This window comes from Aquabacterium sp. (genome assembly GCF_016195855.1).
In the GTDB taxonomy this organism is placed as follows: domain Bacteria; phylum Pseudomonadota; class Gammaproteobacteria; order Burkholderiales; family Burkholderiaceae_C; genus Aquabacterium.
This window is the reverse complement of sequence record NZ_JACPYU010000027.1, coordinates 1-13,342: the sequence shown is the minus strand read 5'-3', so window position 1 is coordinate 13,342 and position 13,342 is coordinate 1. Positions and strand designations below refer to the sequence as shown.

The following is a 13,342-nucleotide window of genomic DNA, read 5'->3' as shown; positions in this document are numbered from 1 at the left end:
GTTTTTCTGCCCATGGCGCAGGTGTGGCCTCTCATATCGTTCGACGCATTCCAACCAATTCACAGGAATGCAACTTTATGAGCACACTCACCCACAACTTCGAGGTTTGCATTGCCAGCACGGAGGCCGAACTGCAGCAGGCCTGCATCGTGCGCAAGGTGGCTTACGGCCACCACCTCGGGGACGAAGCCGTTGCGGGCTTCTCGTCGGTTGAGGCGCTGGACCGCACACCCGGCACGGTGGTGCTGCTGTGTCGGGACAAGGTGACGGGTGAGGCGGTCGGCACGGCGCGCATCAACGTGGGCCATGACGCCCATGCCCTGCTCATCGAGCGCCATGTGATCCTGCCTCGTCAGATCGCCTCTCGGCTGCGCGCCGAGGTGACACGCCTGGCCGTGCTGCCCGGTGCGAATGGCCTGGTCAAGCTGTGCCTGATGAAGGCGGTGTACCACTACTGCCTGGCCAACGGCATCGACTGGCTGGTCATCGCCGCTCGCAACGATGCGCTGGGCCGCGCCTACCGTGGCCTGGGCTTCAAGGATTTTCTGGCACCCGGGCAGATGTTGCCTCTGCCCTATGCCGGCAACTTGCCGCACTACGTCTTCACCTTTGACGTACAGGATGCAGAACCATCGTGGCGCCAGTCAGGCCACCGTCTGCTGGGTTTCATGATGGACAGGTCGCTGCGGGACCTGCCGGACTTCCAGGCTAGGCCTCTGCCTGCTGTGGCTTCGCACTCGCAGTCTCTGGTGGCCTGAGCGAGCCGCTGGTCCAGCGGGCAATCGCACTGGAGAGCTCTTCCAGTGTGCAGGGCTTGGACAGGAAGTCGTCCATGCCGGCATCCAGGCAGTCCTGGCGTTCGGAGTCGCTGGCTGTGGCGGTCAAGGCCAGGATGGGTACCCGCGGCAGACCCAGGGCGCGCTCTCTTTCGCGGATCATGCGTGAGGCCTGGTAACCGTTCATCACCGGCATCTGGCAGTCCATGAGGATGAGGTCGGGTCGCAGGCCGTCAGGCAAGGCCTGGCGCACGGCTTCCCCGCCGTCTTTCACCCGCACGGTGTACACCTCCATGATCTCCAGGAAGTTCATGGCCACCAGCGCACTGACGTCGTTGTCTTCGGCCAGCAGCACGCGGCAGGAGCCTGGCATGCTGACCGGGGAGCTCGTTGAGCTGGGGGGCGGGCCGCTGGCCTGCGAACTGGCCGAGGGCAGGCGGGCCGTGAAGGTCAGCGTGCTGCCCTGGCCTTGCACACTGCGTGCGCTCACGTCGCCCCCCATGGCCCTGGCAATGTCGCGGGCGATGGTGAGCCCCAGTCCGGCCCCCTCGGTCGAGCCTTCTGCCGAATCGGATTGTTGGAAGGCCTCGAAAATCCGGCCCAGGTCGGCTGGTGGGATGCCGGGGCCGGTATCGTGCACATCGGCTCGCACCATGCCACTGGCCTCGTCGCGGCTGATGCTCAAGGTCACGCCACCTTCCCGGGTGAACTTGACGGCATTGCCCAGCAGGTTGTGCAGCACCTGCCTGAAGCGGCCGGGGTCGACCATCACCCAGCAGGGGTTGGGCAAGTCATCCTGCAACTGAAAGGTGAGCCCTTTTTCCTCGCACCGCACCGCGTAGATCCCGGCGATCTGTTCGATCTGTGCGGCCAGATCATTGCGTTCGCTGCGGATCAGGAACTGCCCCGATTCGATGCGGGAGATGTCCAGCAGGTCGTTGATGAGGGACAGCAGGTGGGAGCCCGAGGTTTCGATCAACTCGACACGGCGGCTCAACGCTGGTTCGGGCACGGCATCGCGCAATAACCGGGCCACGCCCAGAATGCCATGCAGGGGCGTGCGCAACTCGTGGCTGATGTTGGCCAGGAATTGCGTGCGCACGGCGCTCTGGCGCATGGCCACTTTCAGGGCCTCTGCCTTGTCCTGGGCCAGGGCCTCGGCTTGCAGCCGCAGCTGGATGCCCTCCTGAATCCGCTTTTCGGTGCGTGCAGCCGTGGCAACCTGCAGGCCCAGCAGCAGCAGCAGGCCGATGCCCCCCAGCTCGCCATAGACTTCGCCGCGCAGGAACAGCCCCAGCGCGGCGGGCGCCATGATCGGGATGGCGTACCCCATGGTGAAACGCGCGCTGACCTGGAGCCCGAAGGTGGCCACACAGGAGATGCAGGCCAGCACCGCCCCGAAAAATGAGGCCACGGGCCAGGGCGCGGTGCTGATCACATACAGCCCGGCGACGCCCCAGACCGCACCATCGGCAACGAGCGCCACCAGGGTGCAATTGGCCCAGGATGGCCGGTGTGTGGCGCGTGAGGCGTACAGCCAACCCTGGGTGAGCCGAAAGGCCGAAACGGCCAGTTTGGTGACCAGCCAGGCATCGACCAGCATGCTGGAGGCAACGATGCCGCGCAAGGCGATGCCCAGCACCATGGCAAAAGCGGTGGCAACGACCATCCCGAGCCGTGCATGGGTCCAGACCATGTCCAGCTGTTCGTCGCTGATCTTGTGTCGATACCAGTCCGGGCGTGGTGGTGGGCGCATTGCCGATCCCGCAAGGAGCGCAACTTCCGCCTTGTCGTCCCTAGTTAGTCACCACAGCACTTTGCGCTAAAAATGACCAGCGGTCCAGTGTCGCCGGTGTCGCACTTTGGCCTCAGGCGGGCGCGGCTGGAGCGGCCGTTTCATTGCCAGCCTGGCATCACGGGCAGGTCGGTCGGCCCGACCTCTGCACCGAGCTGGGTGAGCAGGGTCGTGACCTGGCCGCGGTGGTGTGTCTGGTGGTTGAAGACCTGCATCACGGCGACCACGTAGGGCATGGTGATTTCCTTTTGATAGCTCACGCTGAAGAAGCTGAGCAGGCGCGAGGGTGTTGCCACCTCCAGGCCCTCGGCCCAGTCCATCAGGCGCTGGTCCATGGCCTGGCGGGCGGCGCGCAAGGCGGCAAAGTCGCTGTGCACCTCCTGGTCAGGCGAGGTCATCGTGACCGGCTGGCCATGCAGGCGCTGCATCCAGGCTTCATCGGCCAGCAGCAGGTGGTTGAGCGTGCCGTGGATGGAGCGAAAGAAGGCGCCGCGATCGGCCTTGCGCTGCTCGTCCGCCAAGGCGTCTGCCGCGGCGTAGACCTTCTCGTTCATCCAGCGGTTGTAGCGGGCCATGGTGGTGGCGTAGTCGCGCAGATCCCATGGTGCTTGCGGTGGGCGATCACTCATGCGGTCCTCCTGTGTTGACGCAGGGCTCAAGCCTAAACCTTATGGAATGCTCGGGCTTTGTCATGGGCTATGGCCTTGCTCTGACTAGAGTGTGGCGTCCGGGCGCCATAGGCGGAGCCCGATCAAGACCAAAAGGGGTGAGCAGATGGACATGCACGCGTTACAACAGTTTCTCAGCACCACGGTGACGGAGCTGGCCATCAAGGTCGTGGCCGCCATTCTGTTCTGGGTCATCGGGCGATGGCTGATCAGCAAGGTGATCGGCCTCATGTCGATGACCATGAGCCGCAACCATGTGGACCCGACGCTGACCAAGTACCTGGGCTCCATCGTGGCCGTGGCCCTCAACATCGCTCTGGTGCTGGGCATCCTGGGCTACTTCGGCATCCAGACCACCTCGTTTGCCGCCATGCTGGCTGGCGCAGGTGTCGCCATCGGTGCGGCCTGGAGCGGTTTGCTGGGCAACTTTGCGGCGGGCGCCTTCATGCTGGTGCTGCGCCCCTTCAAGGTGGGGGACTTCGTGTCCATCGGGGGCGTGGTCGGCACCGTGCATGAACTGGGCCTGTTCGGCACCACCATCGTCACGCCCGACAACGTGCTCACCGTGGTGGGCAATGGCAGGATTTTTGGCGAGACCATCCAGAACTTCGACGCGCTGCCCGTGCGCCGGGTGGAGCGCGTGGCCCAACTGGCCAATGGGGTGGACCCGCTCGACGCCATCGCGCGCTTGAAGGCCGCGGTGGCCCAGATTCCCAATGTGGCGCAGTCCCCCGCGCCTGAGGTCAACCTGCTGGACATGAAGCTGGAAGGCCCGCAGATCGCCGTGCGCCCTTATACGGCCAATGCCAACTACTGGCAGGTCTACTTCGCCACCAACGAGGCCATCGTCAAGGTCTGCGCGGAGGCCGGCTGGCCCGCTCCGGCACTCACGCAGATCCACAAGGTCCAGCAGGTAGCGTGATACCTCAATGCCTCAGGGCTTGGCCGGCAGGTAGAACTCGCTGGCCAGGAGCTTGCTGCCCTTGCGCGTGCTGCCGTCGAGCGCAGGCAGGCGAACCGGCACGATGGCGCCCACCGCCAGGATGCCCGTGCTGCCCAATGCCTCATAGCCGGCCTGGATCTGCTTGTCGCTGGCGCCGGTCAGGCTCAGGTCCAGATCGGGGTGGAGCACCGGGGCGATCACATTGAGCTTGGTGGCCGCCAGCGAGGGGCAGGGCGTGGTGATGCACACGATGCCCGTGCTCTTGACGCCATAGAAGCTGCCCAGCGGCTTGTTGCGCAGCCCCTGTCCTTGCCAGGCTTCGGTGATGGTCAACTGCTCGGCGGTGTAGAAGCCGGCTGGCGCGGGCTCCAGCAGGCCGCGCACCAGGGCATGGCCTTGCGCGAACTCGGCGTCAAAGGCGGTACGCTGTTCACTGGTCCAGCCCAGGGCATTGGCATTCAGTTGCACGGCGTGACACTCTTTCTGCAGGCTGCCATCGGCGCAGCGCGTCAGGGCCTGGTTGACGGCCTTCACGAAGTAGCCGCCGCACATCGGGTAGGCGCACTTGCGCGTGTCCAAGCGCGTGACGATCAGGTAGCCGTCGCGTGTCTGCAGGGTGGGCGTGGTGGCATCTTGTGCGCTGGCGAACATCGGGCTGCCAAGCAAAGTCAGTGCGCTCCATGCGCTCAGGGTCAGTCGTTTGATCATGATGAGGGCCTCCATGGCGTGGGTTGTGCCGCGCAATATAGGCGCCGATCCGGTCAACGACATCAGGGTATGACCGCCAGCAATGGCAAGAGGTATTGCAGCTTGTAAGCGGTGCGCTTCAGCGGCGCTCGACATCCTCGGGGCTGGGCAGGCCCGGATGCGGCCAGCCCAGCAACTCGGCCAGGCGCGTCACCACCCACACGGCCTCGGCCTCCTGCACCGCGCCATCGGGCGACAACAGGCCCTTGAGGCAGCGGTCCAGTACCTCCTGCTCGTCCACACCGATCTCGACATGGATGCTGCGGCAGTGCTCGGTCAGTTGCTGGGCCAGGTCCTCGCACACCTCGTAGCGGTCGCGCAATTCACGCAAGGGGATCGTCAGCCGCTTGCGCGCATCGCTGTGCAGCGCGATGAACGAAGGCGGGATCTCGATTTGGTATTCATCCGACATGCAGGCTTTGTACCTCATGCTGCCCCTGCAACGTTGGACAATCTCGCCATGCCTGCCCTGTCTCCTCCCACTTCCCTGCCGGCGTCGCAGCAGACCAGTGGCTGGCGCTTTCGCCCCCGTCTGACCTTGCAGACCCTGACCCGGGGGGATGGCCTGCTGGGCATGCAGGCGCACGGGCGCTTCGGGCCACGTGGCCCGCAGGTGACGCTGGCGCGCGTGGACTGGACGTACACCGGCCCGCAAGGCCGTTACTGGGCCATGCCTGCGCCCATCAGCGTGCTCTACGTCCGCCAGGGCCTGACCGTGGACGTGCCCGACGCCCAGGGCCGCCTGCACACCCTGCAGCGCGACGTGCAGGCCGAGGCCGATGCACTGGGTGAGCTGCTGGACAGCGGCCTGCGCCCCTTGCCTGACGATACCCTGCAATGGCGTGCTCCCCAGCTCGCCCAGGCTGCGGGACAGCCGCATGAACCCTTGTGGTCCCTGCACCAGGAGGACCAGTTCTCGGACTACTGGGTCGAGCAACTGCCCCGCTTGCAGGCCCGTGGCTGGTCCGTCATCGTGCGGCCCGGCTTTGCGCACCAGAGCACCCCCGTGTCCGCCTGGCGGCTGCTCATCAGCCCGGAACCCGGCGAGGCGACCGGGCGGGAGCTGGTCGAGCCCATCGTCGCCCCGCCAAGGGCCGTGCAGGCGCTGGGCGCGCCCCGCCGCGAGGGCTCCTGGCTGGTCACCCTGGGTGTGGAGGTCGATGGCCAGCAGCTCGATCTCGCCCCCTTGATCGCCGACCTCATCAAGCGCGACAAGCGCTGGCTCAACGCCAGCGACATCGCCGACATCGACGACCAGGCCATCATCATCCTCAAGGCCCCCGGGGGCAAACGCATCGAGGCACCGGCAGCGCCGCTCAAGGCCATCGTGGGCGCCATGGTGGACCTGCTGACCGACCCGCGTCGCCGCGAAGGCCCGCTCAAGCTGCACGACTGGGACGCCATGCGGCTGGAGAAACTGCGCGAGCAACTGGCCGACAGCCAGGCCGCACGCGCCGGCCAGCATGGCCACTGGCAACTGCAGGGCGATGCCGGCTTGCGCGCCTTGACAGAGCGCCTGCGCGCGGCCGGCAGCCCGCAGCCCGTGCCGGACCCTCAGGGGCTGGGCATCCAGCTGCGCCCCTATCAGCAGCAGGGCGTGGCCTGGCTGCAATACCTGCGCGAACAGCAACTGGCCGGCATTCTGGCCGACGACATGGGCCTGGGCAAGACCGCACAGGCCTTGAGCCACCTGTTGATCGAGCAGCAAGCCGGCCGGCTGGACCGCCCCGCGCTGATCGTCATGCCGACCTCGCTGGTCTTCAACTGGCTGGCCGAGGCCCAACGCATGGCGCCTGCCTTGCGCGTGCTGGTGCTGCAAGGGCCTGATCGCGCCGAGCACTTCAAGCGCATCGACGAGCACGACGTGGTGCTCACCACCTACCCCTTGCTGTGGCGCGACATCGATCAACTCGCCGGCCAGCCCTTCCACACCGTCATCCTTGACGAGGCCCAGACCGTCAAGAACGCCACCAGCAAGAGCGCCGCGGCCGTGCGCCGCCTGCAGTCCCGCCACCGCTTGTGCCTCACCGGCACGCCGCTGGAAAACCACCTGGGCGAGCTGTGGGCCCAGTTCGACTTCCTGATGCCCGGTTTCCTGGGGGACATGCGCAGCTTCCAGCGCCAGTGGCGCGACCCCATCGAGCAGAACGGCGAGACCCTGCGTGCCCAGTTGCTGGCCCAGCGCGTGCGGCCCTTCATCCTGCGCCGCCGCAAGGCCGATGTGCTGGCCGAGCTGCCGCCCAAGACCGAGGTCGTGCAGCGCCTCCAGCTCGAAGGCCACCAGAAGGCGCTGTATGAAAGCGTGCGCGTGGCCGCCGACGACATGGTGCGCCGCGCCCTCACCAGGCAGGGTTTTGAAGGGGCCCAGATCGCCGTGCTGGACGCCCTGCTCAAACTCCGCCAGGTCTGCTGCGACCCCTGGTTGGTCAAGGGCCGCAAGATGCCCCGCGCCATGGAGCGCGCCAAGCTGGCCTGGTTGGTGGACACCTTGCCCGCCCTGGTCGAAGACGGGCGGCGGGTGCTGGTGTTTTCCCAGTTCGCCGAGATGCTGGGCCTGATCGCCGACGAGCTGGTCGAGTTGCGCCTGCCCTTTGCGATGCTCACCGGCGAGACCCCGCCTGCGCAGCGCGCCGAGGTGGTGCGGACCTTCCAGGCGCGCGAGCTGCCGCTGATGCTGGTCAGCCTCAAGGCTGGTGGTGTGGGCCTGAACCTCACGGCGGCCGACACCGTGATCCATGTGGACCCGTGGTGGAACCCCGCCGTGGAGCAGCAGGCCACCGACCGTGCCCACCGTATCGGGCAGGATCAGGCCGTCACGGTTTACAAACTGGTGGTGGCCGGCAGCATCGAGGAGCGCATCCAGGCGCTGCAGGCGCGCAAGGCCGCGCTGGCCGATGGCGTGCTCGGGCAGGACGCGCAGGGGGCCGTGAAGTTCAGTGAGGCCGACCTCGTGGCGCTCCTGGCCCCATTGGATTGACGTTTAACAACACTCGGCACGGAAGTCCGGAAAATTGCAATCTGTTACCTAGGGTTTTTACCCACTACCGAGTGTTTTCCCCTAGACTGGGCCCCATCGAACTCAAGGAGTCCCATCATGGCTCAGACTGGTTTCAAGCTGCATCAAGTCTCGCACCAGAGCCCGGCTGATCTGGCGCACAAGCAATTGGAAGTGGAAAAGGTTGGCGTGATCGTCGGCTTCCTCGCTGGCTTGCCGCTGGCTGTGGGCACCGTCCACGAGGCGCTTCTCGCGCATGGCGCACCGGATTGGCTGACGGGTCTGGCCATGATCATGACCGTCGCGGCCACCACCTCGGTCGGTTTGCGTGTGGGCGCGGCCATCGCCGGCCTGCTTGGCAAGCGCAACTGACGCACCGAGCTTGCATCTCGCGCGTTTTGCTTGCAACGCGCGGTTCTCCAGAGCGAACGGCTCGGTCCTGATCAGACCGGGCCGTTTTGCTTTCCAGGCGGGTGATGCGGACAGGGCTGCGTCCGTTTCCCCACAAAAAAGCCGCCCGAAGGCGGCTTTCTGATGTGCGCGGGACGCGATCAGCCTTGGCGGCGACGCTTGACCAGCGCCAGACCCACCAGGCCAAGCCCCATCAGCACGTAGCTGGCAGGCTCCGGCACGGCTGCCACAGCATTGATGCCGGCCAGACGGAAGGCGCTCAGGTTGCCTGTTGCCTGGATGGTGAAGGTGTTGCTCACCACATTGCCCAGGTCAAAGGTCTTGAGGAGCAGGCCATTGTCGTTGTTGGTGCTCAGTTGCTTGGAGCCGCCGGCCCAGCTCACCGTGGCGTGGTCGAAGGTGTTGAACAGGTAGTCGTTTTCCCACATCGAGAAACGCAGGCTGCCCAGCTTGACGGCCTTGTTGAAGGTCAGCACCAGCTTTTCACCAGGGTTGGCAAACAGGCTGCTGTTGAGTTCACCCGGCTCCAGGAAGCCGCCGCTGGCACCGATGCCATCCCAGCGCTTGTCCACGTCAATCTGCTGGCCCGAGCCGTTGTAGGCGCGGATGGTCACACCCAGGTCGCCGGACACGAAGGTGGGGGCGGTGCTGACCTCGTCGAAAAACGGGCCTTCAAAATAGAACTGGAAGGTGCTGTTGGGCACGGTGGCGTGGGCAGACAAGGGCGCCACAACGGCCAGGGCCAACAACAGATTCTTCTTGATCAGAGACATGCTCTCTCCTGTAGATGAAATGGTGCGACACCTGACACGATTCAGGCTCGCCCTTCAAGGGTTTCCACTTTAACCAGATCTGGTTATGTTCCGCATCCCCATTGTCACGGGGGTAGGTGGGGGAGAAGGGGGTAAAGCGCGAACAATGTCACGCCTGATCACGGGTGCTTGCGCCCCAAAGGCTGCTGGCGTTACAATGGAAAGCTTTTCGGCTTTCGCCTGGGCGTCCCGTTTTTGCGGGAAGCGAGGGTGAGGGCCGTTTTGTGCTTGTTTCAAGTGGTCTTCATGGGCCGCGGCGCGTTCGTTCAAACACGCCGCAAGTGCTTGATTTTCAAGTGTTTTTTCAACGGGAACCAACTAAATGCCAACGATCAATCAGCTCGTGCGCCAAGGCCGTCAGGTCGAGGTCACGAAATCCAAGTCGCCTGCGATGCAGAACTGCCCGCAGCGCCGTGGCGTGTGCACCCGCGTGTACACCACGACTCCTAAAAAGCCTAACTCCGCTCTGCGTAAGGTCGCCAAGGTGCGCCTGACCAACGGTTTCGAGGTGATCTCCTACATCGGCGGTGAAGGCCACAACCTGCAAGAACACAGCGTCGTGCTGGTTCGCGGCGGTCGTGTGAAGGACTTGCCCGGTGTGCGTTACCACATCGTGCGCGGCTCCCTTGACCTGCAAGGCGTCAAGGACCGTAAGCAGTCCCGCTCCAAGTACGGCGCCAAGCGCCCGAAGAAGGCCTAATCAGCCTGTTGAGAATTTGTCGGTCCTCTTCATCGGCGCGTCACCAAGTTGGCGCAAGCTGTTGTCGAGAAGGCCGAGGTGGCGGTTGTGTCCGGGTTGTCCGGCATGAACCGAGTAAGTGGAGTGTTCAGCCTCAATTTTTGATGGCGCTCCAGATGCAGACGAAAGTCAGCATCAACTGAAGCATTGAAAGGAAACGAAATGCCTCGTCGTCGCGAAGTACCCAAGCGTGAAATCCTCCCAGATCCCAAGTTCGGATCTGTGGACCTCTCCAAGTTCATGAACGTGATCATGGAATCCGGCAAGAAGGCTGTGGCCGAGCGCATCATTTACGGTGCCCTCGAACAAGTCGAAAAGAAGGCCGGCAAGGATCCGCTGGAAATCTTTAACGTCGCTCTGAACAACATCAAGCCCGTGGTGGAAGTGAAATCCCGCCGCGTGGGTGGTGCGAACTACCAGGTTCCCGTTGAAGTTCGCCCTGCTCGTCGTATGGCCCTGGCCATGCGTTGGTTGAAAGAATCGTCGCGCAAGCGCTCCGAGAAGTCGATGGCCCAACGTCTGGCCAACGAACTGCTGGAAGCCGCTGAAGGCCGCGGCGGCGCGATGAAGAAGCGTGACGAAGTCCACCGTATGGCTGAAGCCAACAAGGCCTTCTCGCACTTCCGCTTCTAATCCACCACCTGCGGCTTCGGCCGCAAAAAAAGCGTCCGGCCCGTGCTGTCACGGCCGGCGCTTTGTCAAATCTGGAGTGACACCATGTCCCGCAAGACCCCGATTGAGCGTTACCGCAACATTGGTATCTCGGCTCACATCGACGCCGGCAAGACCACCACGACCGAACGCATCCTGTTCTACACCGGTGTGAACCACAAGATTGGTGAAGTGCACGAAGGCGCTGCCACCATGGACTGGATGGAGCAGGAACAAGAGCGCGGCATCACGATCACGTCGGCTGCCACGACCTGCTTCTGGAAGGGCATGGACATGTCCTACCCCGAGCACCGCTTCAACATCATCGACACCCCGGGCCACGTGGACTTCACCATTGAAGTCGAACGCTCGATGCGCGTGCTTGACGGTGCCTGCATGGTCTATTGCGCCGTGGGCGGCGTGCAGCCTCAGTCTGAAACCGTGTGGCGCCAGGCTAACAAGTACGGCGTGCCCCGCCTGTCCTTCGTGAACAAGATGGACCGTACCGGCGCCAACTTCTTCAAGGTCTACGACCAGCTCAAGCTGCGCCTGAAGGCCAACCCTGTGCCCGTGGTGATCCCCATCGGTGCTGAAGAAAACTTCCAGGGCGTGGTCGATCTGTTGAAGATGAAGGCCATCTACTGGGACGAAGCTTCCCAGGGCATGAAGTTCGACTACCGCGACATCCCTGAAGAGCTCAAGGCCGACGCCCAGAAGTGGCGCGAAGGCATGGTCGAAGCTGCTGCTGAAGCCAACGAAGAGCTGATGAACAAGTACCTGGAAGAAGGTGACTTGTCTGAAGAAGAGATCAAGCTGGCTCTGCGTACCCGTACCATCGCCTGCGAAATCCAGCCGATGCTGTGCGGCACCGCCTTCAAGAACAAGGGCGTGCAGCGCATGCTCGACGCCGTCATCGACTACCTGCCCTCGCCCGTGGACATTCCCCCGGTTGAAGGCACGGACGACGACGACCAGCCCACCAGCCGCAAGGCTGATGACAGCGAGAAGTTCTCTGCGCTGGCTTTCAAGCTGATGACCGACCCGTACGTCGGCCAGCTGACCTTCGTTCGCGTGTACTCGGGCGTGCTGAACTCCGGCGACTCCGTCTACAACCCGATCAAGGGCAAGAAAGAGCGTATCGGCCGTATCCTGCAGATGCACGCCAACGAGCGTGAAGAAATCAAGGAAATTCTGGCCGGCGACATCGCTGCTTGCGTGGGCCTGAAGGACGTGACCACCGGCGAAACGCTGTGTGATCCGGACGCCATCATCACCCTGGAAAAGATGGTCTTCCCTGAGCCGGTGATTGCACAGGCCGTGGAACCCAAGACCAAGGCTGACCAGGAAAAGATGGGCATCGCCCTGCAGCGTCTGGCTGCTGAAGATCCTTCCTTCCGCGTCAAGACCGACGAAGAATCGGGTCAGACCATCATCGCCGGTATGGGCGAGCTGCACCTGGAAATCATCGTCGACCGCATGAAGCGTGAATTCGGTGTGGAAGCCAACGTGGGCAAGCCTCAAGTGGCTTACCGCGAAACCATCCGCAAGAAGGTCACCGACGTCGAAGGCAAGTTCGTGCGTCAGTCCGGTGGTAAGGGCCAATACGGTCACGTGGTGCTGACCGTCGAACCTCAAGAACCCGGCAAGGGCTTCGAGTTCGTCGACGCCATCAAGGGCGGTGTGGTTCCTCGCGAATACATCCCTGCCGTGGAAAAGGGCGTCATCGACACCCTGACCGCTGGCGTGCTGGCTGGCTACCCCGTTGTGGACGTCAAGGTCACCCTGACCTTCGGTTCGTACCACGATGTGGACTCGAACGAAAACGCCTTCAAGATGGCCGCTTCGATGGGCTTCAAGGACGGTTGCCGCAAGGCTTCGCCCGTGATCCTCGAGCCCATGATGGCCGTGGAAGTCGAAACGCCTGAAGACTACGCCGGTACCGTGATGGGCGACCTGTCCTCGCGTCGCGGCATGGTTCAAGGTATGGACGACATGGTTGGCGGCGGCAAGATCATCAAGGCAGAAGTTCCTCTGTCTGAAATGTTCGGCTACTCCACCAGCCTGCGTTCGGCAACACAAGGTCGTGCAACGTACTCCATGGAGTTCAAGCACTACTCTGAAGCGCCCAAGAACGTGGCTGACGCGATCATCACTGCTCGCGCCAAGTAAGGCCCACCCCCTACGCGCTTCGCGCGCCCCCTCAAGGGGGCACAGCCTACAGACCGGCAAAGCCGGATCTGTGGCTGTCGCTGGATCTAGGTGGTGTGGCGCGGTGGGGTGTGCTTCAGGTCATCGTTGATGGCCTCGGGTTCGGGTGGTAACATCCGGCCCCTTCCCTTTGTTGGGAACCAAATTAACGCCGGTCTTTGGCGTCACCTCTGTCAAAGGGTGTGATTGGCTTGCTGCCCATGGCGAGCCAGTGCTGGAGACCTAAAACACGCATGGGCAACTGTTCTTTGTTGGAGAAACAAATGGCAAAAGGTAAATTCGAACGGACCAAGCCGCACGTGAACGTGGGCACCATCGGTCACGTTGACCACGGCAAGACCACGCTGACGGCTGCGATCGCTACCGTTCTGTCCAAGAAGTTTGGCGGCGAAGCCAAGGCTTACGACCAGATCGACGCAGCACCCGAAGAAAAGGCCCGCGGCATCACCATCAACACCGCTCACGTCGAGTACGAAACGGCTAACCGCCACTACGCTCACGTGGACTGCCCTGGTCACGCCGACTATGTGAAGAACATGATCACCGGCGCTGCCCAGATGGACGGCGCGATCCTGGTGTGCTCGGCCGCTGACGGCC

Annotated in this window: 13 protein-coding genes; 8 read left to right on the top strand and 5 right to left on the bottom strand. The window is 63.5% G+C overall.

Going from position 1 to position 13,342, the window contains the following annotated elements; genetic code table 11:
- Positions 1-77: 77 nt before the first annotated feature.
- Positions 78-758, top strand: a complete 681-nt coding sequence (locus HY019_RS20710) for a hypothetical protein (protein ID WP_290695805.1) — start codon at positions 78-80, stop codon at positions 756-758.
- On the opposite strand, the gene HY019_RS20705 is transcribed toward HY019_RS20710, so the two are convergent.
- Positions 709-2,532: an ATP-binding protein gene (locus HY019_RS20705; RefSeq protein ID WP_290695803.1), complete on the bottom strand. Its 1,824-nt coding sequence runs from the start codon at positions 2,530-2,532 to the stop codon at positions 709-711. The genes HY019_RS20710 and HY019_RS20705 overlap by 50 nt on opposite strands.
- 140 nt (positions 2,533-2,672) lie before the next feature.
- Positions 2,673-3,200, bottom strand: coding sequence for a DinB family protein (locus HY019_RS20700; RefSeq protein ID WP_290695802.1), 528 nt, complete (start codon positions 3,198-3,200; stop codon positions 2,673-2,675).
- Positions 3,201-3,345: 145 nt separating this feature from the next.
- Here HY019_RS20700 and HY019_RS20695 point away from each other — a divergent pair, with 145 nt between their 5' ends.
- Positions 3,346-4,161, top strand: coding sequence for a mechanosensitive ion channel family protein (locus HY019_RS20695; RefSeq protein ID WP_290695800.1), 816 nt, complete (start codon positions 3,346-3,348; stop codon positions 4,159-4,161).
- 12 nt (positions 4,162-4,173) lie between these two features.
- Here HY019_RS20695 and HY019_RS20690 read toward each other — a convergent pair whose 3' ends face one another.
- Together HY019_RS20690 and HY019_RS20685 are read right to left on the bottom strand one after the other, a co-directional pair.
- Positions 4,174-4,890, bottom strand: a complete 717-nt coding sequence (locus HY019_RS20690) for a DUF6748 domain-containing protein (RefSeq protein ID WP_290695798.1) — start codon at positions 4,888-4,890, stop codon at positions 4,174-4,176.
- A gap of 118 nt (positions 4,891-5,008) precedes the next feature.
- Positions 5,009-5,359 carry a hypothetical protein gene (locus HY019_RS20685; protein ID WP_290695796.1) on the bottom strand — a complete coding sequence of 117 codons (351 nt, stop codon included), beginning with the start codon at positions 5,357-5,359 and terminating at the stop codon, positions 5,009-5,011.
- Positions 5,360-5,389: 30 nt separating this feature from the next.
- Between HY019_RS20685 and HY019_RS20680 the strand changes: the two genes are divergently transcribed.
- Complete coding sequence (locus HY019_RS20680) at positions 5,390-7,906, top strand: DEAD/DEAH box helicase (RefSeq protein WP_290695794.1); 2,517 nt, start codon at positions 5,390-5,392, stop codon at positions 7,904-7,906.
- A gap of 117 nt (positions 7,907-8,023) precedes the next feature.
- A complete protein-coding gene (locus HY019_RS20675) occupies positions 8,024-8,296 on the top strand; it encodes a hypothetical protein (RefSeq protein ID WP_290695792.1) in 273 nt (90 codons plus the stop codon).
- Positions 8,297-8,475: 179 nt separating this feature from the next.
- On the opposite strand, the gene HY019_RS20670 is transcribed toward HY019_RS20675, so the two are convergent.
- On the bottom strand, positions 8,476-9,108 hold the full coding sequence (locus tag HY019_RS20670; RefSeq protein ID WP_290695790.1) for a PEP-CTERM sorting domain-containing protein: 633 nt from the start codon (positions 9,106-9,108) through the stop codon (positions 8,476-8,478).
- A 361-nt stretch (positions 9,109-9,469) separates the two neighbouring features.
- Between HY019_RS20670 and rpsL the strand changes: the two genes are divergently transcribed.
- From rpsL to HY019_RS20650, 4 genes are all read left to right on the top strand, one after another.
- Complete coding sequence (gene rpsL, locus HY019_RS20665; RefSeq protein ID WP_035037914.1) at positions 9,470-9,847, top strand: 30S ribosomal protein S12; 378 nt, start codon at positions 9,470-9,472, stop codon at positions 9,845-9,847.
- A 201-nt stretch (positions 9,848-10,048) separates the two neighbouring features.
- Positions 10,049-10,519, top strand: a complete 471-nt coding sequence (rpsG, locus tag HY019_RS20660) for a 30S ribosomal protein S7 (RefSeq protein ID WP_035037918.1) — start codon at positions 10,049-10,051, stop codon at positions 10,517-10,519.
- Between the two features lie 84 nt (positions 10,520-10,603).
- Positions 10,604-12,706 (top strand): elongation factor G, encoded by a 2,103-nt coding sequence (fusA, locus tag HY019_RS20655; RefSeq protein WP_290695788.1) that lies wholly within the window; start codon positions 10,604-10,606, stop codon positions 12,704-12,706.
- A 302-nt stretch (positions 12,707-13,008) separates the two neighbouring features.
- Positions 13,009-13,342: GTP-binding protein (locus HY019_RS20650; RefSeq protein WP_290695786.1), on the top strand; the 334-nt coding region annotated here is incomplete at its 3' end.

What these genes read in the sequence shown, in the direction of transcription:
- HY019_RS20710 (WP_290695805.1), top strand. Translation starts at nt 78, where the DNA reads ATGAGCACACTCACCCACAACTTCGAGGTTTGCATTGCCAGCACGGAG.
- HY019_RS20705 (WP_290695803.1), bottom strand. Translation starts at nt 2,532, where the DNA reads ATGCGCCCACCACCACGCCCGGACTGGTATCGACACAAGATCAGCGAC.
- HY019_RS20700 (WP_290695802.1), bottom strand. Translation starts at nt 3,200, where the DNA reads ATGAGTGATCGCCCACCGCAAGCACCATGGGATCTGCGCGACTACGCC.
- HY019_RS20695 (WP_290695800.1), top strand. Translation starts at nt 3,346, where the DNA reads ATGGACATGCACGCGTTACAACAGTTTCTCAGCACCACGGTGACGGAG.
- HY019_RS20690 (WP_290695798.1), bottom strand. Translation starts at nt 4,890, where the DNA reads ATGATCAAACGACTGACCCTGAGCGCATGGAGCGCACTGACTTTGCTT.
- HY019_RS20685 (WP_290695796.1), bottom strand. Translation starts at nt 5,359, where the DNA reads ATGAGGTACAAAGCCTGCATGTCGGATGAATACCAAATCGAGATCCCG.
- HY019_RS20680 (WP_290695794.1), top strand. Translation starts at nt 5,390, where the DNA reads ATGCCTGCCCTGTCTCCTCCCACTTCCCTGCCGGCGTCGCAGCAGACC.
- HY019_RS20675 (WP_290695792.1), top strand. Translation starts at nt 8,024, where the DNA reads ATGGCTCAGACTGGTTTCAAGCTGCATCAAGTCTCGCACCAGAGCCCG.
- HY019_RS20670 (WP_290695790.1), bottom strand. Translation starts at nt 9,108, where the DNA reads ATGTCTCTGATCAAGAAGAATCTGTTGTTGGCCCTGGCCGTTGTGGCG.
- rpsL (WP_035037914.1), top strand. Translation starts at nt 9,470, where the DNA reads ATGCCAACGATCAATCAGCTCGTGCGCCAAGGCCGTCAGGTCGAGGTC.
- rpsG (WP_035037918.1), top strand. Translation starts at nt 10,049, where the DNA reads ATGCCTCGTCGTCGCGAAGTACCCAAGCGTGAAATCCTCCCAGATCCC.
- fusA (WP_290695788.1), top strand. Translation starts at nt 10,604, where the DNA reads ATGTCCCGCAAGACCCCGATTGAGCGTTACCGCAACATTGGTATCTCG.